The 21,607-nt window shown below is 41.5% G+C and carries 23 protein-coding genes; 12 read left to right on the top strand and 11 right to left on the bottom strand.

Annotation, left to right across the window (positions count from 1 at the left end; translation table 11 throughout):
- Positions 1-47 precede the first annotated feature (47 nt).
- Positions 48-1,292, bottom strand: coding sequence for a diguanylate cyclase (locus tag AC6H4V_RS10100; RefSeq protein ID WP_497606730.1), 1,245 nt, complete (start codon positions 1,290-1,292; stop codon positions 48-50).
- A 49-nt stretch (positions 1,293-1,341) separates the two neighbouring features.
- Here AC6H4V_RS10100 and AC6H4V_RS10095 point away from each other — a divergent pair, with 49 nt between their 5' ends.
- Complete coding sequence (locus tag AC6H4V_RS10095; protein ID WP_497606729.1) at positions 1,342-2,595, top strand: ATP-dependent DNA helicase; 1,254 nt, start codon at positions 1,342-1,344, stop codon at positions 2,593-2,595.
- A 51-nt stretch (positions 2,596-2,646) separates the two neighbouring features.
- Positions 2,647-4,623, top strand: coding sequence for a sensor domain-containing diguanylate cyclase (locus tag AC6H4V_RS10090; RefSeq protein WP_497606728.1), 1,977 nt, complete (start codon positions 2,647-2,649; stop codon positions 4,621-4,623).
- 2 nt (positions 4,624-4,625) lie between these two features.
- Here AC6H4V_RS10090 and AC6H4V_RS10085 read toward each other — a convergent pair whose 3' ends face one another.
- Together AC6H4V_RS10085 and AC6H4V_RS10080 are read right to left on the bottom strand one after the other, a co-directional pair.
- Complete coding sequence (locus AC6H4V_RS10085) at positions 4,626-6,536, bottom strand: HD domain-containing phosphohydrolase (protein ID WP_497606727.1); 1,911 nt, start codon at positions 6,534-6,536, stop codon at positions 4,626-4,628.
- A gap of 68 nt (positions 6,537-6,604) precedes the next feature.
- Positions 6,605-7,201, bottom strand: a complete 597-nt coding sequence (locus AC6H4V_RS10080) for a peroxiredoxin (RefSeq protein ID WP_497606726.1) — start codon at positions 7,199-7,201, stop codon at positions 6,605-6,607.
- 161 nt (positions 7,202-7,362) lie between these two features.
- On the opposite strand from AC6H4V_RS10080, the gene metK reads away from it, so the two are divergent.
- The 7 genes from metK to AC6H4V_RS10045 all read left to right on the top strand — a co-directional run bounded on the left by metK (position 7,363) and on the right by AC6H4V_RS10045 (position 12,110).
- A complete protein-coding gene (metK, locus tag AC6H4V_RS10075) occupies positions 7,363-8,520 on the top strand; it encodes a methionine adenosyltransferase (protein ID WP_497606725.1) in 1,158 nt (385 codons plus the stop codon).
- Positions 8,521-8,671: 151 nt separating this feature from the next.
- Entirely contained in the window at positions 8,672-8,956 is a 285-nt protein-coding gene (locus tag AC6H4V_RS10070; RefSeq protein WP_428730620.1) for a 4Fe-4S dicluster domain-containing protein, read from the top strand.
- A gap of 151 nt (positions 8,957-9,107) precedes the next feature.
- The gene (gene ndk / locus AC6H4V_RS10065) at positions 9,108-9,521 is read left to right on the top strand and encodes a nucleoside-diphosphate kinase (protein ID WP_428730621.1); all 414 of its coding nucleotides are present in this window, start codon (positions 9,108-9,110) and stop codon (positions 9,519-9,521) included.
- 9 nt (positions 9,522-9,530) lie between these two features.
- Entirely contained in the window at positions 9,531-9,902 is a 372-nt protein-coding gene (locus AC6H4V_RS10060) for a DUF177 domain-containing protein (RefSeq protein WP_428730622.1), read from the top strand.
- 55 nt (positions 9,903-9,957) lie between these two features.
- Positions 9,958-10,107, top strand: a complete 150-nt coding sequence (gene rpmF / locus AC6H4V_RS10055; RefSeq protein ID WP_294880190.1) for a 50S ribosomal protein L32 — start codon at positions 9,958-9,960, stop codon at positions 10,105-10,107.
- 3 nt (positions 10,108-10,110) lie between these two features.
- Positions 10,111-11,109, top strand: a complete 999-nt coding sequence (plsX, locus tag AC6H4V_RS10050; protein ID WP_428730623.1) for a phosphate acyltransferase PlsX — start codon at positions 10,111-10,113, stop codon at positions 11,107-11,109.
- Positions 11,109-12,110 carry a beta-ketoacyl-ACP synthase III gene (locus tag AC6H4V_RS10045; RefSeq protein WP_497606724.1) on the top strand — a complete coding sequence of 334 codons (1,002 nt, stop codon included), beginning with the start codon at positions 11,109-11,111 and terminating at the stop codon, positions 12,108-12,110. The genes plsX and AC6H4V_RS10045 overlap by 1 nt, the downstream gene beginning before the upstream one ends.
- 23 nt (positions 12,111-12,133) lie before the next feature.
- Here the strand turns inward: AC6H4V_RS10045 and AC6H4V_RS10040 are convergent, their stop codons facing one another.
- The 7 genes from AC6H4V_RS10040 to AC6H4V_RS10010 all read right to left on the bottom strand — a co-directional run bounded on the left by AC6H4V_RS10040 (position 12,134) and on the right by AC6H4V_RS10010 (position 18,719).
- On the bottom strand, positions 12,134-12,526 hold the full coding sequence (locus AC6H4V_RS10040) for an HIT family protein (RefSeq protein WP_428730625.1): 393 nt from the start codon (positions 12,524-12,526) through the stop codon (positions 12,134-12,136).
- Between the two features lie 115 nt (positions 12,527-12,641).
- The gene (locus AC6H4V_RS10035) at positions 12,642-13,298 is read right to left on the bottom strand and encodes a potassium channel family protein (protein ID WP_497606723.1); all 657 of its coding nucleotides are present in this window, start codon (positions 13,296-13,298) and stop codon (positions 12,642-12,644) included.
- Positions 13,295-14,620 carry a TrkH family potassium uptake protein gene (locus AC6H4V_RS10030; protein WP_497606722.1) on the bottom strand — a complete coding sequence of 442 codons (1,326 nt, stop codon included), beginning with the start codon at positions 14,618-14,620 and terminating at the stop codon, positions 13,295-13,297. The genes AC6H4V_RS10035 and AC6H4V_RS10030 overlap by 4 nt, the downstream gene beginning before the upstream one ends.
- A 2-nt stretch (positions 14,621-14,622) precedes the next feature.
- The gene (locus AC6H4V_RS10025; RefSeq protein ID WP_428730628.1) at positions 14,623-15,312 is read right to left on the bottom strand and encodes a response regulator; all 690 of its coding nucleotides are present in this window, start codon (positions 15,310-15,312) and stop codon (positions 14,623-14,625) included.
- Positions 15,309-16,340, bottom strand: a complete 1,032-nt coding sequence (locus AC6H4V_RS10020) for a sensor histidine kinase (protein WP_428730629.1) — start codon at positions 16,338-16,340, stop codon at positions 15,309-15,311. The genes AC6H4V_RS10025 and AC6H4V_RS10020 overlap by 4 nt, the downstream gene beginning before the upstream one ends.
- Before the next feature lie 234 nt (positions 16,341-16,574).
- Complete coding sequence (locus AC6H4V_RS10015) at positions 16,575-18,206, bottom strand: DEAD/DEAH box helicase (protein WP_497607930.1); 1,632 nt, start codon at positions 18,204-18,206, stop codon at positions 16,575-16,577.
- A gap of 294 nt (positions 18,207-18,500) precedes the next feature.
- Positions 18,501-18,719 (bottom strand): cold-shock protein, encoded by a 219-nt coding sequence (locus tag AC6H4V_RS10010; protein WP_497606721.1) that lies wholly within the window; start codon positions 18,717-18,719, stop codon positions 18,501-18,503.
- Positions 18,720-18,985: 266 nt separating this feature from the next.
- Between AC6H4V_RS10010 and AC6H4V_RS10005 the strand changes: the two genes are divergently transcribed.
- Together AC6H4V_RS10005 and AC6H4V_RS10000 are read left to right on the top strand one after the other, a co-directional pair.
- Positions 18,986-19,183 (top strand): hypothetical protein, encoded by a 198-nt coding sequence (locus AC6H4V_RS10005; RefSeq protein ID WP_497606720.1) that lies wholly within the window; start codon positions 18,986-18,988, stop codon positions 19,181-19,183.
- Positions 19,180-19,563, top strand: coding sequence for a DoxX family protein (locus tag AC6H4V_RS10000; RefSeq protein WP_497606719.1), 384 nt, complete (start codon positions 19,180-19,182; stop codon positions 19,561-19,563). The genes AC6H4V_RS10005 and AC6H4V_RS10000 overlap by 4 nt, the downstream gene beginning before the upstream one ends.
- A 1-nt stretch (position 19,564) precedes the next feature.
- Here AC6H4V_RS10000 and AC6H4V_RS09995 read toward each other — a convergent pair whose 3' ends face one another.
- Entirely contained in the window at positions 19,565-20,122 is a 558-nt protein-coding gene (locus AC6H4V_RS09995) for a CDP-alcohol phosphatidyltransferase family protein (RefSeq protein ID WP_497606718.1), read from the bottom strand.
- 152 nt (positions 20,123-20,274) lie between these two features.
- On the opposite strand from AC6H4V_RS09995, the gene AC6H4V_RS09990 reads away from it, so the two are divergent.
- Positions 20,275-21,576, top strand: coding sequence for a hypothetical protein (locus AC6H4V_RS09990; protein ID WP_497606717.1), 1,302 nt, complete (start codon positions 20,275-20,277; stop codon positions 21,574-21,576).
- Positions 21,577-21,607 lie beyond the last annotated feature (31 nt).

Here is a 21,607-nt window from a genome sequence, read left to right as displayed (position 1 = left end):
TTGTCAACGGTTGACAACGGGGCTAAAGCCCCATTTCCAAGCAGAGATTAGTTGCTAAGAACCCTATTTCTCCCCTGCTGTTTTGCGCTATAAAGAAGCATATCGGCTTGGTTGATGCTCTCTTCTAGGCTCTCTTCTGGAGAAAGAAGCACGCCGATAGAGACAGTACAGTGGATGGTGCTTCCATCAGCTACACTCACATCACACATCTCTATCTTCGCTCTTAAGTTTTCAAAAACACTTAGCGCACGCGATGGAGCGACATTTTGAAGTACGACACAAAACTCCTCACCTCCAAAACGTGCCACCATGTCATTTTGGCTTGTGTTGGCACGCAGGATGTCAGCTACAGCGTTGATAACTTTATCACCCGTGTCATGCCCATACGTATCGTTTACTTTTTTAAAGTGGTCGATGTCAATCATGGCAATGGCAAACTTCTCGCTCTCTTGAAGTGCCTTTTCAAAGTAGCTTTGCATCGACGCAAAAAAGTAGCGTCGGTTGTAAAGCCCCGTTAAAAAGTCGCGGTTGGCGTGGTTGGTGATGGCGTGGATATTTTCAAGCGCTTCGATGGAGTTGTTGATGCGGCAGGAGAACTCCTCTTTTGAAAAAGGCTTTTTGATGTAGTCGTTTGCGCCGCTTTTTAGAAAAAGTGCAGTTGTGTCCTCCTCGTCATCACTAGAGATGGTGATGATGGTGAGGTCATTTTTGGTGTAGAGTTTGCGTATCTCATTTGTGAGTTGTAGTCCATCCATCACGGGCATATGGTAGTCGGTTAAAACCAAACTGATGTCACCTCTTGTGCTTAAAATCCCCATTGCCTCCTCGCCATGTGCTACGGTGATGACTTTAAAGAACATATTTTCAAGCATACCAAGCATCTGTTTTCTAAAAACTAAAGAGTCATCTACGACAAGGATGGTGTGGCTTTGGTTTTTTTGCAGTCGCGTGATGGTTTGAAGAATGTAGTTGATGTCATCCACGCCCCCTTTGTTGACATAGTCTATGATGTTTTTTTTGAGCATCGAAGCACGGAAGGTTTTATCTATGTTGCCGCTTAGCACGATCACATGGTTGCCACTGCCAAGCACATGCTCAACGATTTCGCCATTGGGAGCATCGGGAAGGTTAAGGTCGGTAAGAACCAAAAAGTAGCGATATCTTTTTAAAAAAAGCTTTGCCTCAGACAAGGAGTAAGCAACATCGACTTCAAAGTCAAGCTCAAGATTTATCTTTTTTGCTATCACTTTTGCGAGTGCTTTGTTGTCTTCTACGATGAGTATCCTCTGCATTTATGGGGTATCCTTACGAAAAAATTTTGTCATTATAGTATAATCTTACATGGATTATTTTGAAACAATTATGCAAAAACTGCACAACAAACAGAGTATTTTTCTCACAGGCGGAGCAGGGGTCGGCAAGACGACGATTACAAAAAAAGTGATAGAACACTTTGAACAAGAGGCAAAAAAAGTTGCGAAACTCGCCTCTACTGGGATGGCAGCAACGCTTATCGGCGGTCAGACACTGCATAGTTTTTTTGAGTTTGGGATTGCGCAAAACAGAGATGAGCTTGTGCGTGATGGCAAAAGCGAGCCTTCTAAGAAGCTCAAAAAACTCATGACCTCACTTGCACTTATCGTGATTGATGAGATTTCTATGGTAAGCGACACGCTCTTTGAGATGGTGGCGATGCGCCTTGAACAGTGTGCATTTGGCGGTGCGCTTTTGGTGGTGGGGGACTTTTTGCAACTTCCTCCCGTTGTGCGTGGGGGCGAGGTTCGTTTTGCTTTTGAGTCGGAGGCGTGGAGAGCGTGCATGTTTGAGCGCATAGAGCTTACACACATCTACAGAACTACCGATGCGCATTTTATAGAGCTTCTGCATAAGGTGCGTTTTGGAGAGGTGGACGAGGAGGTACATGATGCGCTAAATGCCTTCATCAAGCCTTTGCCGCATGATTTTAACGATGTGACTTTTCTTTTTGGACTTAACCAAAGTGCACAGCGGCACAACAAAGAGCAGCTTGCTAAACTTGATGGTGAGCTTTACGCCAAAGAGGCACAAATCATCAAGCACAAAAAGACACTCAGCGATGCGGAAGTAGAGCGTTTTATGAACGATGCCCGCATAGAGAGGCTTTTGGAGCTAAAAGTGGGCGCACCCGTACTCTTTAGCAAAAACGCATGGAACTACTACAACGGCGAGCGGGGCGAGATAGTCGCCATAGACGCAAGCTATGTTTATGTCAAAAAGAGCGATGCAAAAGTTGTCAAACTAGAGCAAGTCGCCCAAAGCAAGATGGCATGGACGGAACGCATCCATGAGGGTAAAAAAGAGCTTGTGGAAGAGCCTGTCATGACGCTCTATCAGTACCCCATCAAACTCGCCTACGCCATCACCATCCACAAATCCCAAGGCATGAGCATCCTTGATCTTGTTATCGCCACCAATGAGATTTTTGCGCCCTCACAGTTTTATGTCGCTCTCTCTCGTGCGATGCAACCCGCACGCCTCACACTTCTTGCACCAAGAGGGCAGTGGTATGAGAAGATTTTTGTCCATCCAAAAGCGCTAGAGTTTACTACGAGTTGATTTTGAAACATTCTTTCGTTACAATATGTTTATAACGAAAAGGATTTTTTTGTGAACAGAGATATAACATCAAGCTATGTAAAAAAAGTCATCACAAAACGCTATGTCTTCGCTCTGGGCGTTATCGCAGTTCTCTCTACTTTAGCGCTCTCGATGCTCCATCTTGTTTTAAAAGACACGCAAAATATCGCTTATGTCGTCAATATTGCTGGAAAACAGCGTATGCTCTCACAGCATATCGCACTTGATGTGCATCGAGTGCATCATCGCCACGAAGGCAAAGATGTGGAAACTGCAAAAATTATTCAAAGAAGATTGGAGCGACTAAGCGATGAGATGCTTCATGCCAACACGATGCTCTCTAGCGGAAAACTCAGCGACACCAAAGAGATAAAACTTACGCCTGAGATGCAAGAGCTCTACTTTGGTCATTTAGATATCGCAAAACGTGTTGAGGCTTATGTGCATGCCGCAAAAGAGCTCTCTCATGCGCAAAAAGCGCAAGATATGCAGAAGCTGGTTCTCTTTTTTAACAGTGAATCAGAGGGACTTTTAGAGGATTTGAACAAAGTCGTTGCGCAGTACCAAAAAGAGGGTGAAGCAGATTTGCGCACGATACAACGCATGGAGAACATCATCTATGCCGTTACGCTTATAACGCTTCTTTTAGAGGTGATTTTCATCTTCCAACCTATGGCACGCCAACTTACAGAGCTTGCAGGTGAAAAAGAGATGTTTATGAGTGATTTGCGTACGCAAGTGGAGCTACGCACACTCCATCTCGAACGTGCCAATGAACAGCTCAACAAACTCGCAAGTCACGACCCTTTAACGGGGCTTTTCAACAGACTTACCTTTGAGACAGACATCAATTTGCTCATCAAACACTACTATAACCATAAAGCTCCCTTTGCGGTCATTCTCTTTGATATCGACTGGTTTAAAGATGTCAACGATACGTATGGGCACGATGTGGGGGATTTTGTGCTAAGCGAATTTGCAAAACTTCTCAGAGAGCACTTCCGTCATGAAGATAAAATTTACAGGGCAGGGGGAGAGGAGTTTGTGGCACTGCTCAGCCGTATCAGCGTTGAAGAGAGCTTGATGATTGCGCAGAAAATCCGCCATGTCGTGGAAGAGCATCTCTTTAAAATAGGGAGTGTTATGCTCCACAAAACCGTGAGTGCCGGTGTCTATCATACAGATGTCCACTCAGGGGTAAAAAACTACAAAAACATCTACAAAATGACAGACATCGCGCTCTACAGAGCTAAAGAAGAGGGAAGAAACAGAATCGTTTTAGTGCAAGAGACACATGAGCAAAAAAACAGCGATGAAGCGCATAAGTCGATTTTTCTCTTTGAAGATAGAGCGCTTTGTAAGTTAGTAGAAGCGTACGGACCGATTTTTGAGATAACGGGTTATCGGGCAGAGGAGTTTGTGCATAAAGAGAGAGACTTTCACTCCCTCATCTACGAGGCAGACCATGATGTGTTGCAAGATGGCGCGCTCTCCTACTCAAGAACCCTCCGCATCGTCTGTGCCGATGGAAAAATCAAGATAGTGCGTCTGAACCTCCGTGAGCATAAAGGTAGTGTCGTTGTAGAGATGGTGGACGCCAAACTCCTAGCAGAGGGCATTCGTGACGCTATGCTTGTTTATAACTTCAATGCGATGCTTGAGAAAACCAATGATTTCATCTACTTTAAAGATGCAAATCATCTCTTCACTGCCGCAAGTAAAACACTCCTAAACATCACCTCTGCAAAGACGCAAGAAGAGCTTGTAGGCGCTACGGATTATGAAGTTTTTGAAAAAGAGTATGCAGATGCGTATTTTGAACTAGAAAAGGCTGTATTTAGTGGTAATGTCGATGTTGCGCAGGAGTACCAGCCATATAAGAGCGTGGATGGCAAAGAGGGATGGGTGGACAACAGAAAGTACCCCATCAAAGATACAGAGGGCAACATCATCGGGCTTTTTGGCGTTGCGAGGATTTTGCCTGAGGATTATAGTAATAGACCATAAGCCTACAAAAACTTCTTAAGCGCTTCGTAGGAGTTGATTTGATTTTGCACTGCATCATAAAACGTGCAGTCAAAAGAGAGCTCATGTGCTTCTAAAAACTCCCTAATCTCTGCTTTTTTCTCATCTATGCTCTCTTGTGCGCCAAGCAAAATGATAAAGTCATTTGCTCTTACTCTAAAGAGGGCTCTGTTGGCAAAGAGTTTTTGCAAAAGTGTGGCAAACTTTTGAAGCACTTTATCTCCGCTCTCCCAGCCATACTTTTTATTGTAGTCGTCAAACTGATGCAAGGAGATAACGACTATCTTTTGAAACGCTCTAAAATCCTCATTGTTGACAAGCGTGGCTTCCAAATATTTTGCATTGTAAAGCTCTGTAAGACTGTCTTTGTAGAAGTAAACAAAACGCTGCTCCTCCAAAACGGTTTGAGGAGTTTGGCTGATATCCTCCGAAGTATCAACCTCTTGAAGCGCTCTTGCAGCTGCTTGGGTGACCTCTGGATGGTAAAATCTGCCACTAAGTTCCAGTATCTCTTCTATGGCTTGCGCAGTGCTTTTTTTGTGCTTGTAGATTCTGTTAGTAGTCATCGCATCAAACGCATCGGCAACCATCATCACACGCGCAAGTTTTGGAATCATCTCTCCCGCTACGCCCATAGGATAGCCACTTCCATCATACTTCTCGTGATGGTGTTTGATAATCTCTAAAATGTCATGAAACATCGGAACATCTTGAAGGATTTTTACACCAACATTGACATGCTCTTGGATGATGGCATACTCGGTTTGCGTAAGCTTGTCAGGCTTGAGCAAGATGGCATCAGGAGTGGCGATTTTGCCGATATCATGGAGCATTGCGGCTTTGAAAAGCAGAGTTTGCTCCGCCTCATCATACCCCATCTCTTTGGCGATGAGCTCGCTGTAGCGCGCTACACGCTGGGAGTGCCCTGCTGTGTAGGAGTCTCTTTGTTCTATCATGGCGATGAGTGAGTAGAGAACTTGTCGGTAGTTATGCGCCTTTTCATTCTCTATGGCTTGAAGATGGTGCGCATTTTCGACCACTTTTTTGGTTTTGATGTTGAGTAGATGCTTAAAAAAGAGTACCGCAGCGCCAAGAAGCAGAAGCAGGGAAGAGGTGATGATGAGAAATGGGTAGAACCACTCTGGAAGCCCCACTTTTGGTTTGACTTCAAGCCACTTTTTCTCCGCTTTGTAGTAGATGGAATTTCTATCTTTTTTGATTAAGTCAAGATGATAATCAAGTCTTTGGGTTATCTCCACACTCTGCCCTCTTTTTGGGAGTGCAAATTTCAGAGCCGCTGGGTTGAGAAGAATGGAGCTCTCCACAAGGTTGTACTTTTCAAAATATTGCGCTCCAAAGTGCTTGTTCACGATTGCCGCATCGACAACGCCGCTTTGCGTAAAAGCAAACGCCTCTTCAAGACTGTTTACACTCAGCAAGAGAGGCTTAACGCCAAAAAGGGTAAAACTCTCCCTTATCTGCTCTTGCTGGATACTGCTTTGTAACACGGCAATGCGTTTTTCATCCAAATCCAAAATCGAAAATATATTGCTTTTTTTGTTCGCAAAGAGCGTTGACCACGTGGAGAGAACAATCTCTTTGTTAAACAAAAAGTGCTCCTCTCGCTCTTTGGAGTAGGCGACGTCGGGCATGATGTCCAATTCGCCATTCTCAAGCATCAAAAGGCACTTTTGCCACTGACAAGGGCTGTAGGTAAGAGACCAATTCTCTTTTTTTGCTATCTCATCCAAAACCTCTACAAAAAAACCAGAAGGGTTCCCTTTGGCATCCAAAAAAATCTTAGGAGCATTTTCATAAAGACCCACGCGTAACTCTTTGGGTTCATCTGCATAGAGTGCCATTAAAAAAAGAAGTGCTAAAAGGAGTGTTTTCATGAGGATATTTTACACAAATTTTGGAGAAATAACATGTGAGAAGCTCACATGTTAAAAAAAAGGGAAGATTAGAGTTTTTCGCTGTTTTTAGCCAAGTACTCGGCAACACCCTCAGTTGTCGCTTTCATACCCTCATCGCCTTTTTGCCATCCTGCCGCACACACCTCGCCATGCTCATCCGTAAATTGCATCGCATCCACCATTCTTATCATCTCATCGATGTTTCTTCCAAGTGGAAGGTCGTTGATAACCGCATGACGCACAACACCTTTGCCGTCAATCAAAAATGAACCGCGAAGTGCCACTGAATCGCCAAATAAAACATCATAATCTCTTGAGATTTGCTTTGTCAAGTCAGCTACTAAAGGGTACTTGATTCTACCGATACCGCCGCTGTTTACTGGAGTTTCTCTCCATGCAAAGTGTGAAAACTGGCTATCAACAGATACACCTATAACATTTACGCCACGGCTTTTAAATTCCTCTATTCTGTGAGAAAAAGCGATGATTTCAGATGGACAAACGAAAGTAAAATCCAATGGATAGAAGAAAAGAACCGTCCCCTTCTCGCCAAGGTTTTCTGATAATTTGAAATTTTCAACGATAGAACCGTCTGCTAAAACTGCTGTTGCACTAAAATCTGGAGCTGGGTTTGTTACTAACATAAAATAATCCTTATTTCAATAAATTTGCAAAATTCTAACGAAAGTAGATTAATCAAACTCAAATGCTTTGGGATAGCAAAAAGCTTTAAGCAAAAAGATATTTTGCTATAATTTTGGCGATTTACGGAGCAAGACTCTGTACTTCAATAAGGAATAAATCGATGACAAAAGAGTATATATTTACTTCGGAGTCTGTAACAGAGGGGCATCCCGATAAGATGGCTGATCAAATCAGTGATGCAATTCTGGATTATATTATTGAGCGAGATACCGCCGCACATGTCGCATGTGAGACTTTGGTATCCAATGGATTTTGTATAATAGCAGGCGAACTCAAAACAACGACTTATGCACCCATGCAAGAGATTGTACGCAAGGTTGTCCAAGAGATAGGCTACACAGACGCAACGTACGGTTTTGACTACCGTTCCGCCGCGGTGCTCAATGCAGTTGGAGAGCAGTCTCCCGACATCAACCAAGGTGTAAAACAAGCAGATGGCGAGATAGGCGCAGGAGACCAAGGGCTGATGTTTGGCTATGCGTGTTGTGAAACTGATGTTCTTATGCCGCTTCCCATCTATCTCGCACACCGCCTCACAAGACGCCTCGCCGAGGTACGCAAAGAGGGGATTATCCCCTACTTAAGACCAGATGGCAAAGCACAAATCAGCATAAAGTACGTAAATGACAAGCCAGTTTCCGTGGAAACAGTTGTTGTCTCAACCCAACACGCTCCAGAGATAAGTCAAGAGAAGATTTATGAAGATGTTGTGCGTGATGTGATTCGCGAAGTTATCCCAGCAGCGATGATGCATGAAAATACCATTTTTCATATCAATCCGACAGGCAAATTTGTCGTAGGCGGACCCCAAGGCGATGCAGGTTTGACAGGACGCAAGATTATCGTGGACACGTATGGCGGCAGTTGCCCTCATGGCGGCGGCGCATTTAGTGGCAAAGACCCGACAAAAGTGGACAGAAGTGCGGCGTATGCAGCAAGACACGTAGCCAAAAACCTCGTTGCAGCGGGTGCGTGTGAGAAAGTAACCATACAGATTTCTTACGCCATAGGCATAGCAGAGCCAACTTCTATCATGATAAATACACATGGAACTGCTGTTGTTGAGGAAGAAAAAATCGAGGCATGCGTCAAAGAGCTTTTCGATTTGTCTCCAAAAGGAATCATCACCTCTCTTGACCTCTTACGCCCAATTTATCGCAAAACTGCCGCTTATGGGCACTTTGGACGCGAAGAAGAGGGCTTTACGTGGGAGTTGACCAACAGAGTAGAAGATATAAAAAACTATTTGAAAATTTAGATAATAATAGTTATCAAAATGCCTAAAAATAGGGATTTGTACAAAGATTTTGTAACAAAAAAGATTTGTTTGGATTTTGAGCGCGATTTTTTAGCTCTCTTTAAAAATCTTTTGTTAAACTTACCCCGAAATTCAAAATAGGAGAATCCTAATGGCAGTAATTATTGGTGATACATGTATTAACTGCGGCGCTTGTATCGATGAGTGTCCAGTAGAAGCGATTGTAGATGAGGATGATAACCCAACTGGTGAAGAAATTTATTACGTATATGCTAACAAGTGTGTAGAGTGTGTTGGACACCATGATGAGCCGGCATGTGCTACTGCATGTCCAACTGAGGGATGTATTACTTGGGACGCTATAGGCGATAGCCCAGCGCACCGTGCAGATATTACAGACGATATGCGTGGAATCGGTAAAGCCGTAGTAGCGTAATTTTTAAAACGCAGAGCATTTTTGCTTTGTGTTTTTTTCCCTTTTTTCTCTCTTCGTTTCTCTTTTTAACTGACTTCCATAACTTTAATTTCAAATCAGTGATTTTTTGGGTACAATTCCACTTTAATTTTTATATTTCATAGGAGATTTGATGGAACGCACACTATCAATAATAAAGCCAGATGCCGTCGCTAAAGGTGTTATCGGTAAGATTTTAGATCGTTTTGAGAGCAATGGTCTTAAAATAGCAGCAACAAGAAAAATGCAGCTTTCACGTGCTGATGCAGAAGCATTTTATGCAGTACACTCTGAGAGACCTTTCTTTGGTGATCTAGTTGATTTTATGATTAGCGGTCCAGTAGTAGTTTCAGTACTTGAAGGTGAAAATGCAATCGCAAAAAATCGCCAACTTATGGGAGCAACAAACCCTAAAGAGGCAGAAGCAGGCACTATCCGTGCAGATTTCGCTGAAAACATCGATGCAAACGCTGTTCACGGAAGTGATTCTGCTGAAAATGCAGCAGTTGAAATCGCGTTTTTCTTCTCTACAAGAGAAATTGCGTAAGACAACTATTTGAAGATATCTTTAAATAAAATAAGTAAAACTCCTTTAGATTTTGATGTCAAAGCAGACAAAATAACTTTTAAAGGTTTTTTGCAGTATGATTCTGCCAAATTAATTTTGCTGAAGGCAAAATTAAGTGGGAAGCTAGAGACTGCTTGCGATGTATGCGCTGAAGATTTTTTGCTCGATATAGATGAAGATGTAGAGTTTTACATCTCTGATGGGATTTATACTAAGAACCAAGACCTCTTTTTGGAAGTTGTAGAGTCATTTGACTCTATGATTGACTTGCAAGAGATAATAAATTCTGAGATAGAACTCATTTTGAGCGACTATAAAAGTTGCGGAAATTGTACTGGCTCTGACTATATAGTAGAGTAGTGTGAAGCTCAAAGCTTCATTTGTGTAATTTAATTCAAACAGAAAGGAATATACTATGGCAGTACCAAAGAGAAGAGTCTCTCACTCACGCGCAGCAAAGAGAAGAACTCACTACAAAATTTCTTTAGCTCGTCCAGTGAAAGATAAGGATGGAACATACAAGCTTCCACACCACATCAATCCAACAACCGGTGAGTACAAATAGTCAATGGTTAAGATTGCTATTGACGCAATGGGCGGGGACTTTGGTCCCGAACCTATCATAGAAGGCTGTATTCAGGCTCTCAAGCAAAAACTTTTCATTCCTATTCTTGTAGGTAAAAAATCAGAAATTTTACCTCTGTTACCAAAACGTTATAGAGATAAGATTTCTATAGTCGAAGCTGATGACGTTATATCGATGCATGATGCGGCTACAGATGCACTCAAAAGAAGTGAAAGTTCGATTTATAAAGCGATAGAGCTTGTAAAAAATGGTGAAGCAGATGGTGTAGTTTCTGCCGGACACAGTGGAGCGACCATGACTTTGGCAACGCTAAGACTAGGGCGACTTAAAGGTGTTATGAGACCTGCACTTGTGGCTTTGATGCCTACAAAAAGCACTCGTCGTTCTGTCATTTTGGATGTTGGTGCAAATGTTGACTCTAAACCTGAGCATTTAGCACAATTCGCCGTTATGGGTGGATGCTACGCTGAAGATATGTTCAAGATAGACAAACCTTCCATCGGTTTGCTTGCAAACGGAGAAGAAGATAGCAAAGGCAATGAAGTCACAAAAGCGGCATTTAAACTCCTAGAGGGCTATAAAGGCTTTAAAGGCAATGTCGAGGGAAGCGATATTTTCAACGCAAGTTGTGATGTTATCGTTTGTGACGGATTTGTCGGCAATCTCGTACTTAAAGCATCTGAGGGTGTTGCTTCTACGATAACAGGTTTGATTAAGGAGTATATCCGTAAATCGCCTGTTGCAATTACGGGTGCGCTTTTGATGCGTAAGGTTTTTGCGCTTCTTAAAACACAAATGGATTATGCCGAGATAGGTGGTGCGCCACTTATCGGGATTCAAGGCTGTGCTATAGTAAGTCATGGAAAAAGCAATCCAAAAGCGATAAAAAATGCGATTTTTCAGGCGATTCGTTATGTCGATACAGGCGTAAACGAGCATATAGTAGAAAGACTAGAAGCGTTAAAAAATAAGGAAAAGTAATGGCATATGCTGCATTTCGCTCTATCGGTGCGTACGCTCCAAGCAAAATTCTCTCCAACGAAGATCTTGCAAATATGGTTGATACGACTGATGAGTGGATTACTAAGAGAACAGGCATAAAAGAGAGACGTATTGCAGCTGATGGTGAATTTACAAGCGATATGGGCGCAAAAGCAGCTCAGATAGCCATAGAGCGAAGCGGTATCGACAAGAGCCAAATTGATATGATAGTATGCGCTACTATCTCCCCAGACTACTTTTGTATGCCCTCAACCGCTGCTATCATCTCTACAAAACTTGGATTATCCAATGCAACTGCTTTTGATATTTCAGCGGCATGTACGGGCTTTGTCTATGTTTTGTCCATTGCAAAAGCTTTTATCGAATCAGGTATGAAAAAAAACATCCTTATCATTGGTGCTGAAAAACTCTCTTCTATTACAGACTACAGCGACAGAGGAACATGTATCCTTTTTGGAGACGGTGCTGGTGCAGCAGTCATTAGTGCTACGGAAGATAAAAATGAAGCCATTATTGATGTCCACACTGGCGCAGATGGTGCATTTGCGGATTTGCTTATGTCTCCAAATGGCGGCAGCGGTTCCGCTCACGATACACTTGATCAAGAAGCAGCAAGTTGTTTTATGCAGATGAAAGGAAACGAAACCTTTAAAGTTGCGGTTAAAACATTGACAAAAGATGTTGTAGATATTTTAAGTGAAAATTCTATTGAGGCATCGCAAATCAAACACTTTGTGCCACATCAAGCAAATCTAAGAATCATCAAAGCAGTTGGCGAAGCACTCAAGCTTACAGATGAGCAAGTTGTTTTAACGGTTGAAAAGTACGGCAACACTTCTGGTGCTTCTATCCCGATGGCGATAAACGATATCTATGAGAGCGGAAGACTAAAAACAGGAGAGCTTATGCTCCTTGATGCTTTTGGCGGCGGACTGACATGGGGTTCAGCTCTCGTTCCGTTTTCTCCGCTTCAAAAGTAGTTTTTGTTACAGTAAAAAAGAGATTAGAAGCTTTGTAAAGCCTCTTTAACTCTTCTATAAAACTCCTCTTCATCAGGAAGCGTGAGTTTAGACTCTCTCAATTTCTCTCCCCACATCGGATTTGGAAAACGGCTGTCTTCTTCAAATCTTGCCATAACATGAACATGAACACGGGGAAGCATATTGGCAAAGGATGCCATGTTTATCTTTTTTGGATTGTAGTAACTTCTCATCTCATCTTCTATGATGTCGTAAAGTTCCCAAAGCCTGGCTCTTAACTCTTTTGGCATATCGCCTAGCTCTACGAAAGGCTCTTTTGTAAAAATCTTAAGCCATGGAATCTCGCTCTGCTCTGTTTCTACAAAAAAATTACTGTTTTGGAAAATGGTCATCTTTTTCTCTTTATTAGACTTCATAATCTCTGTTTGTGAACGATTCTGCAACGGAAGGGTCAAAATCTAGCTTGCTAGATTTGGGGCACCCACCGTGAAGCCTTAGTGAACAAGCAGAGGTTATGAAGTCTATTATATCCTATAGTTTAGACAACTCATCATAAAAACTCTCTATTTTTTTTGCATCGCCTAGATATGCTAAAAGGTCGTCTTCTTTGATTTTATGGTTGTTTTCTAAGTCTGTAAACCACTCTCCACTGCTTTTATAAGCTATGAGTTTTGCGTCATGGGTTTTAATCTCTATCTCTTTAAATATTTTTGAAACAGTGTTTGGCGGGGCGATAAATTTGATGATTCTCATGCTGTTGCTGAGGTCTATCTTCTCAAAGTTGATATTTTCGACAAGGTTTTTTACAAGTGTTCTTCCTGCCATTTTCTCCGGATGGACAACTTTTGAAGCTCCTATCTTTGCCAAAATCTCGCCATGCGTTGTTGTGATGGCTTTTGCGATTATGTTTTTGTTGCCCAAATCTTTGAGTGCCATAACGCTTAAGATACTCGCTTCAATATTTTCGCCGATGCTAACTATAACCGTGTCAAGTTCAACTATGCCAACCTCTTCGAGTGCATGTTTGTTTGTACTGTCAAGTACAAAGGCATTCTCTATATATTCGCTTATCTCCTGAACTCTCTGTTCGTTGTTATCGACTGCTATAACTGAGAGATCAAGTTTTGACAAGCTTTTTGCTATGTAGTAGCCAAATTTCCCCAAACCAATAACTGCAACTGTTTTCATATAAGGATTCTCCCTTTTGGATATTTAAAATGTTTTATCTCTGCTTTTCCCACGAGTGCGATACCAAATGCAAAAACACCTAATCTTCCTGCTAGCATCAACAAGATGATGACACTTTTGCCAAATGTATCAAACTGTCCAGAAAAGCTTAAGATGCCGCCGTCTCCCGTGGAAACACCTACCGTGGCAAATGCCGAGACAACTTCAAAGAGTATTTTTATAAATGGAAGGTTTTGCGTCTCCACTAAAAGAAGTGTGGCAAAAAGAACAAGAAAAGATGAGAACATGATAATCGCCAATGCTTTGTTGATGATTTTTTGCTCTATCGTTCGCTTAAAGATGCTTGGTTCTTGGTTGGAGTTTTTAAGGATAAAAAATACGGTAACTATCAAAATCGCTGCCGTAGTTATCTTAATTCCCCCTGCCGTACTTCCCTGCCCGCCGCCTATCATCATAAAAATCGTGGAGAAAAAGAGGGATGACTCTTCAAGTACGGAGAGGTCAATGCTGTTAAAACCGCTTGTCCTGAAGTTAACGGAGAGAAAAAGAGAGTTTAGGAACTTATCATAAAGAGAGAGTGCGCCAAATGTTTTTGGGTTGTTCCACTCAATCGATAAAAAGAGAGCCATTCCAAAGAGGATGAGAAAGAGCGTTCCGTAAAGCATGATTTTTGTGTGAAGCGTAAACTTTTTGGCAAGTGTTCTGTTTTCGTACATCTCTATAAGAACAAAAAAGCCCAACCCGCCCAAAATAATCAAAAGGCAGAGCGTCCCCAGCACGATAGCGTCTCCTTGGTAGCTTATGAGACTATCAGTAAAGAGAGAGAAGCCGGCATTGTTAAAAGCACTTACGGCATTGAAGATTCCATGCCACACCGCTTCGGAGAAATCGTACTTTTGGCTAAATTGCACTGTTAGCAGAGCTGCACCTATAAGCTCTATGCTCAGAACAACTAAGAGTATCTTTTTTACAAAAGAGCCTATATTGAGGTCGGGTAAATCCAAAGATTGTTTCATAACCCTTTTTTCATCCATGCTCAGAGAGTTTTTTATAAAAAGAAAAAAGAGGCTCACAAGCGTCATGTAGCCGATGCCGCCTATCTGGATAAGAAGCAAAATAACGCATTCTCCAAAAAATGTAAAGTTTTCCGAGGTGCTTGTGACGATAAGCCCTGTCACACATGTAGCCGATGCCGAGGTAAAGAGCGCATCTATGAAGCTTAGTTTGTCAACATGAGAGGCGGGAAGCATAAGCAAAAGTGCGCCAAGTAAGATAAGAATTGCATAGCCGTAAAAGATGGTTCTGATATATTTGTGTTCCATGGTTACTCTTTATTGCATGAAAATCTGTAGCCGATGCCGGATTCTGTTTTTATGTAGGATGGTCTTGTGCTGTCCTCTTCTATCTTTTTTCTTAGCGTATTGACATAGGTTCGTAGGTACTGCATCTCATTTTGGTAGCCCACGCCCCAAACCTCTTTTAGTATCTGTTTGTGCGTGAGTGTTTTGTTTGTATGAAGCAAAAAGTATTTGAGCAGTTCATGCTCGATGGGGGTCAGTTTTAGCTTCTCCCCTTTAAAAAAGATATCTCTTGAAGCAAGATTTATCTCCAGTTCACCGCAGAGGATAGTTTGGGAGATATTTTCTTCTTGCGCTTTTCTTCTTAGTGCCGCTCTTATCCTTGCCAAAAGCTCGTTGATGGAAAAAGGTTTTGTGATGTAATCATCCGCTCCCAAATCAAGTGCGGCGATAATCTCTTTTTCGTCATGTCTTGCAGAGAGTACGATAATAGGGGTTTTTGAAACCTCTCTGATTTGCGCTATAAGCTCTTTGCCATCACCGTCACTCAGCCCCAAATCGACGATAAGCAAATCGGGCGTATGGGTTAAAAAGAGCATCATCGCTCCTTTTTTGCTATCTGATGAGATAGAGTTAAACTGATACTCTTTGAGTGTTATCTCTAAGAGCTTTTTGACGGAGAGGTCATCTTCGACTATCAAGATTAGCTGTTTCATAGTAAAGCTGCCTTTTTTATTATGGGGAGTTCAGCCTCTATGGAGATTCCGTTGTCTCTGGCGACTGCTTTAATATCGCCTCCATGAAGTTTGACTATGCTTTTGCAGATAGCAAGCCCGATGCCGCTTCCTGAGATATCGTTGGTATCTTCAAGACGGTAAAATTTGTCAAATATATTTTTGAGTTTGTCTTTGTCGATATGCTCGCTTTGGTTAAATATCTCGATTTTAACCAAAGATGTAAAGTGGATGATTTTTAGCTCTATCTTTGTATCGCTTTTTGAGTATTTAAAGGCGTTATCCAAAAGGTTTGTTATAAGCTGTGTAAGCAGTATATTGTCGCCCCAAAAGAGCGAGAGGTCATCCATCTCAATAGAGAGAAGTTCATCGTTTTGCTTTTGTGAGAAATCTTTAAGTACCACCCCCAAAATATCTTCAAAATCGCACCACTCATACTCAAGGTCTATGTCGTCGCTGTGCAGTCTTGCACTATCAAGAAGGTTTGTGATGAGTCTCTTCATCCTCAAAGAGGCATAGTTGATATCTTCAAGCAAACTTTTTCTATCTTTTTTGTCCATATTTTCATTTGCCAAGATGAGGTTGATAGTCCCATGTATGGTAGAGAGCGGCGTTCTCAAATCATGCGAGATGATATGAAGCAGACTCTCTCTTAGCTCATTTTGTTTTGTCTGTGTATGGAGATTTTTTGCCTGCACCGTGATAATCCACCCGACAACGGCAAATATAATAAAACTCCAGAGATAAAGTTCATTGTGAACCGAGAAACTGTAAAGCGGAGGGATATACAAAAAGTTAAAAAAGATAACGCTCAAAGCGGTTATAAAGATAGTAGCTTTCATGTTGCCATGAATAGCTACGATGACCACGGGGATGATATGAATAAGCCCGATGTTTATGATATCCAAATGCTCACGAAAGAGATGGCTTATAAGAGTTATAACGGCAAGAACGGCTAAGGCTTTAAAGATATAGCTATGCTTGATATAGTTTTTTTTCTTTTGGTTCATTATGCTTTTGGTAACCTTAAAATTAAGCCTATAGATAAAAGCAGTAACACCGCTAACATTATTTTACTTGATAAGTCCATGATTTATACTTTATTTGAGATATTGTGTATTGTATGGCATTTTGTATCAAGGAGTTGTCAATAAATTTGTAAAAATATCAAAATTATATAAAGAAGAGGTAGTAGAGAGGGGATGCAAACCCGAAAAAAAAGCTCGGATTTGCGGGTGTTTTTTTTAGTCTCTGTTTCTGTTGCGATTTCTGTCGCCGCTTGGACGAGAGCTTCTCTCTCCTCCACTTGCGTTGTTGCCACGGTAACCGCCGCCGCTTGGGCGAGAACTTCTATCTCCGCCTTCGCTTGAACGAGCCGGTCTCTCGCTGTTTGAACGGTTTCTGTCTCCACTGCCTGAGCGGTTTCTATCTCCGCTTGAGCTTGGGCGGCTTCTGTTTCCACGGAAATTACCGCCACGACCGCCGCCTCTTGAATCTCTTCTTTTGTCTGCACGCTCTAGGATGGCTGCTAGTCTATCGGCAGGGATACCTATGTGGTTTGGTCCTTGGATAGTCTGCTTGTCCAAAATCATAGAGACAAGTTTAAACATGATTGTCTCTTCATCGATATCTTCTTTAAGCATATCAAGGATTTTGTGCGCTTCGTCATAGATGTGTTGCGCTTCTATGGTGTCAACGATATTTTTAAGATTCAACGCTCTTAGGTCGTTTTTGCTTGGAACAAATGCATGCGTCATTGTCGTTCCAACTTTTGCTTTGATGCGTTGAAGCTCTTTGAACTCTAGTGGAGTAAGAAGCGTGATAGCTTTTCCTTTTATGCCTGCACGACCTGTTCTACCGATACGGTGAACATACGACTCTGGGTCAAAAGGGATATGGTAGTTGAAAACATGTGAGATGTTGTCCACATGGATACCACGCGCTGCAACATCAGTAGCGACAAGAACTTTTACACCGCTGTTTTTGAAGTTTTTGATAACTGTCTCTCTTTGTCTCTGCTCCATGTCGCCATGAAGACCGTTTGCAAGGTAACCTGCACTTGAGAGAACATTTGCTAGTCTGTCAACTTCGCTTTTTGTTCTACAAAATACGATAGACTTTGTGCTTTTTTCAGAATCCATCAAACGGATGATTGCATCATCTCTCTCTGATTCGTCAATCACATAGTACTCTTGGTCGATGTCTGTATTTGTCGTCTCGCCTTTTGTGATACTTACAAACTCTGGATTCTCAAGGATTCTCTCTGCAAGAAGCTTGATAGGTTTTGGCATAGTAGCAGAGAAAAGAAGCGTTTGGCGGTTTGATGGAAGGTAAGAGAAAATCTCGTTGATATCATCCAAAAAGCCCATATCAAGCATTTCGTCAGCTTCGTCAAGTACAACAACGCTTGGAGCAAAATCTTTTACAAGGTTTTTCTTAAGGATATCCAAAAGTCTTCCCGGAGTTGCAACAACTACGCTTGCACCTCTTTGGATAAGGTCGATTTGTCTGTTGTAAGAGCTTCCGCCATAAACTGTTACGGTTTTAACACCCATGTTTCTGCCGTACTTGAAAATCTCGTCACTTACTTGAGTTGCTAGTTCACGAGTAGGAGTGATAACCAAAAGACCTACGCCGTCTCTTACATCTATGTTGTTGAGTGCTGGAAGAGCAAATGCCGCCGTTTTTCCTGTTCCTGTATGCGCTTGACCGACGATGTCACGTCCTGCTAATACAAATGGAATCGCCGCTGCTTGAATCGGGCTTGGAATACTAAAGCCCGCATCTTTGATACTTTGAAGTATCTCTTTTTTTAAACCTAAATCATCAAATGTGATTGCTATTTCTTCTGTGTGTGTTTGTGCATTTTCTTGCATCATTTTCCTTTAAATTGGAGATGATACAAGCAAGCCGTAAACGGCAAGGCACCTTCCCCTAAAATATTTGGCGAATTATACCCAAATAAACTCTCTTTTTTATTGAAATAAATAATATTTAGAATTATTTAAGGTTATATTGAGTAAAAAGAGATGTTTTTTGTAAAGCAAAATACCTAAAGTAGGGAGATAGAGAAGATTTTGTTATTTTTATTATTTTGAAAAAAAGTTAAAGAAGTGAAGATAAAAGTGGGTTTGTGAATTTATGAGCGGAGAGATCCGCTCAAAGAAAAATTACAGAGCTGTAACGTTTTCTGCTTGAGGACCTTTGTCGCCTTGACCAATTTCAAAAGTTACCTTTTGACCTTCGTCTAGTGAAACACGACCATAACCTGTGCTGTTGATTTGACGAAAGTGTACAAATACATCTTTACCGCCATTTTCTTGTTCGATAAATCCGAAACCTTTTTCGCTGTTGAACCATTTAACTGTGCCGTTTACTAATGCTGCCATTGTAATACCTTTGTGTTTGAATACACCACATTACTGTAGTGGTCTAAAATCTAATATGAAGTTTTCTTTTAGGCAGATTATACTGTTAACTAAGTCATCAATGTAAAGCAGCTAAAGATGTAATTCGAATCATCTTTTATTGGGCGCAGTATAACTGAATAAAATCTAAAAGTATATAGCTAGAGCTATTTCTTTTTTAAATACCATTTAAGAAGATAGAAAATAGAAAAGAAAAAAGGTAAAATTTCCAAAACAGAGGGGCAAAAATGACGGTAGAGACACAGTATAGCTATGAAAAGAGCTGGAGAGCAACCAAAGAGGAGCATCTTTTGCAGATAATCGTAGAAGAGGTCGGAGATGCAGACCCACAAGGTATCCTCGCCTACATAAAAGAAGCGATAAAAAATGGTAAAGTGATAACAGTTGGCAATTGTAGATTTAAACGCAAAGAGGAGAGCAAATGATGCAAGATATAACAAAACTTTTTTTACGCCTTACTGTTGGCATCATGATGCTTTTTCATGGTCTGCATAAAATCATCCACGGCATAGGCGGAGTAAAAGAGCTTACTGTTGCCGCAGGTCTGCCTGAGTTTTTAGCATACGGTGTCTATGTAGGGGAGGTTGTTGTACCTATCTTTATCCTCCTTGGAGCGTACGCAAGAGCCGCATCGCTTATCTTGGCGCTTAACATGGCAGTGGCGATATTTTTGGCGTACGGAAACTCGCTATTTACATTAGGAAAGCATGGCGCACCTGCTTTTGAACTCCCGTTTCTCTACCTTGTGTTGTCGCTTATGATTTTTGTTTTTGGAAGCGGGAAGTATGCGCTTAATGGGAAGTAGTTTACGGATGCGGCACTTTAATCTTTGAGTTTAAGCTCCATCCTATGGCTACCATAAAGAGCAAAACCGCTGTTGAGGGAAGTGATGCGTAGGTTTGTGCCAAAAAGACAAGCCAGAGCAAAATCGCTCCCAGAGGGGTTGGAACGCCTGTGAAGTATTTGCTTACCTCTCCCACGTCGGAGTTGATGTTGAACTGGATAAGACGACGAAGCCCCGAGATGACATAGTAGATGCTTACAACTCCCGCTACAAGCATCCATACACCCGAAAAACTCACACTATAGATAGCTTGAAAGATAAGAAAAACAGGAACAAGCACAAAGCTTAAAAAGTCTGCAAAGCTGTCAAGCTGGATACCAAATTCATTTGAGAGCTTATATTTTCTGGCGATTTTGCCGTCAAAGATATCAAACGCTCCGCCCATCCAAGCCAAAATAACGGCTAGAAAAAAGTTGTTTTGCGTGATGAAGTAGGTTGCTAAAAGCCCCGCAGTAATGTTGACAAAAGTAAAGAGGTTTGCGAGGTTAAAATGTGATGTGCTTGTAAATAGAAACTTCATGATACTCTTTTTTCTAAAATTATAACCTAAATTGGATTTCTTATAACAGCTCTCTAGGGAAAAAGATAAATGATAAGAATTATCAATATTAAGTCTTTTGTAAGTTGAGAGTTGTTATCATTTTTAAAATTTATAGAGAAATGGTAAAGAAAATGATGAAAAAAATCATTATTGCGGCTCTTGTTGTGGTTCATGGGTATGCGCAAGAGGTAGCTTTTAACGTAAAAGAGAGAGAACACTCGGTGCGCGATATCATCGATAGTGTTGCAAAATCCCAAGATAAAGAGATTTCTATAGTTACAGAGGCGAGCGATATGTTTACAGACGCAAAAATTTCTGGTGGGCTAAGAGCTTTATATTCAGGGTATGAGTATGGTGGAGCTCAAAGCCAACACGCAACTGCTGTTGGGGCGCAAATAAAGTATGAACTTGCAGCGTTTCGCGGTTTTCATGCAGCTGTAGAGTTTAGTTCGTCTCATGATATAGATTTTGCCACAGGAGAGGGGGTAGGGCATAACGCTGAAATTTCCTCAACCAAGGGAAACTATACGGAGCTTTCCCAAGCGTATATCAACTATAAAAATGGTGGAGTAAATCTGCGTGCAGGGCGTCAGCTTATCGATACACCGCTTGCAGATAGTGATGACATAAGAATCATTGCAAATACGTTTGAAGCATATACGCTCTCTTATGAGTGGGAGAGTTTGACGTTTATGGGTGGATTGCTTACAAGATGGCAAGGGACAGATACGGGTTTGTCTGCCGAGAATCATTGGTCTGATACGGGTGAAGATGGAACACATTTTGGTGGGCTTAGCTACTCTGATGATTTTATCGATTCTAGCGTATGGTACTATGGTATCTCTAAGGATAGTGACCCAAACAGTGCGACTGGTAATGTTGCAAATAGTTCATTTTATACGGATATCTCTTTACATATAGAGCTATCAAAAGAGTATGCACTTCATGCAAGCGCACAGTATCTCAACCAAAAAGAGGCAGACGCTAGCGCAATGGATGCGACTATCTATGGTGCGATGGCGGAGCTTGTTATGTTTGAAGATTTTGCACTCTCGACTGCGTATAACAAATCCCAAAAACAAGAAGGAAAAGGAAGTTTTTCTGGTTTTGGAGGAGGAACGCTCTATACAAATATGGACTCAATGATTTTAGATACCATAACGATGGATAGAGATGCGCAAGCACTGGTTGCTGGTTTAACATACCGTTATAATGATTTTGGATTTATGTATGTGTATGGTGCTTTTGATGGTGAGGCAAACTCTTTTGGCATAAAAGAGCGTATAATCGAACAAAATATCGGTTTTGAATACACGCCAGATGAAAAGGTCACTTTTGCAGCTCTTTATGTCAAAAACGAAGATAAAAAAGAGGGTGGAAGCAATGGCGGAGATTGGGAAAATGTGAGAGTTTTGCTCTCCTATAATTTTTAATTAATATGATATCTATTATCATTAGAGAAAA

The organism is Sulfurimonas lacustris (assembly GCF_059705355.1).
Note: the sequence above shows the minus strand (reverse complement) of the source record. Positions and strands in the feature narration are given on the sequence as shown.

Coding starts and splice junctions, on each gene's coding strand:
- AC6H4V_RS10095 (WP_497606729.1), top strand. CDS start 1,342: ATGGATTATTTTGAAACAATTATGCAAAAACTGCACAACAAACAGAGT.
- AC6H4V_RS10015 (WP_497607930.1), bottom strand. CDS start 18,206: ATGCAAGAAAATGCACAAACACACACAGAAGAAATAGCAATCACATTT.
- AC6H4V_RS10040 (WP_428730625.1), bottom strand. CDS start 12,526: ATGAAGTCTAATAAAGAGAAAAAGATGACCATTTTCCAAAACAGTAAT.
- plsX (WP_428730623.1), top strand. CDS start 10,111: ATGGTTAAGATTGCTATTGACGCAATGGGCGGGGACTTTGGTCCCGAA.
- metK (WP_497606725.1), top strand. CDS start 7,363: ATGACAAAAGAGTATATATTTACTTCGGAGTCTGTAACAGAGGGGCAT.
- AC6H4V_RS10070 (WP_428730620.1), top strand. CDS start 8,672: ATGGCAGTAATTATTGGTGATACATGTATTAACTGCGGCGCTTGTATC.
- AC6H4V_RS09995 (WP_497606718.1), bottom strand. CDS start 20,122: ATGAAGTTTCTATTTACAAGCACATCACATTTTAACCTCGCAAACCTC.
- ndk (WP_428730621.1), top strand. CDS start 9,108: ATGGAACGCACACTATCAATAATAAAGCCAGATGCCGTCGCTAAAGGT.
- AC6H4V_RS10010 (WP_497606721.1), bottom strand. CDS start 18,719: ATGGCAGCATTAGTAAACGGCACAGTTAAATGGTTCAACAGCGAAAAA.
- AC6H4V_RS10080 (WP_497606726.1), bottom strand. CDS start 7,201: ATGTTAGTAACAAACCCAGCTCCAGATTTTAGTGCAACAGCAGTTTTA.
- AC6H4V_RS10030 (WP_497606722.1), bottom strand. CDS start 14,620: ATGGAACACAAATATATCAGAACCATCTTTTACGGCTATGCAATTCTT.
- AC6H4V_RS10000 (WP_497606719.1), top strand. CDS start 19,180: ATGATGCAAGATATAACAAAACTTTTTTTACGCCTTACTGTTGGCATC.
- AC6H4V_RS10005 (WP_497606720.1), top strand. CDS start 18,986: ATGACGGTAGAGACACAGTATAGCTATGAAAAGAGCTGGAGAGCAACC.
- AC6H4V_RS10045 (WP_497606724.1), top strand. CDS start 11,109: ATGGCATATGCTGCATTTCGCTCTATCGGTGCGTACGCTCCAAGCAAA.
- AC6H4V_RS10085 (WP_497606727.1), bottom strand. CDS start 6,536: ATGAAAACACTCCTTTTAGCACTTCTTTTTTTAATGGCACTCTATGCA.
- AC6H4V_RS10100 (WP_497606730.1), bottom strand. CDS start 1,292: ATGCAGAGGATACTCATCGTAGAAGACAACAAAGCACTCGCAAAAGTG.
- AC6H4V_RS10025 (WP_428730628.1), bottom strand. CDS start 15,312: ATGAAACAGCTAATCTTGATAGTCGAAGATGACCTCTCCGTCAAAAAG.
- AC6H4V_RS09990 (WP_497606717.1), top strand. CDS start 20,275: ATGATGAAAAAAATCATTATTGCGGCTCTTGTTGTGGTTCATGGGTAT.
- AC6H4V_RS10020 (WP_428730629.1), bottom strand. CDS start 16,340: ATGAACCAAAAGAAAAAAAACTATATCAAGCATAGCTATATCTTTAAA.
- rpmF (WP_294880190.1), top strand. CDS start 9,958: ATGGCAGTACCAAAGAGAAGAGTCTCTCACTCACGCGCAGCAAAGAGA.
- AC6H4V_RS10035 (WP_497606723.1), bottom strand. CDS start 13,298: ATGAAAACAGTTGCAGTTATTGGTTTGGGGAAATTTGGCTACTACATA.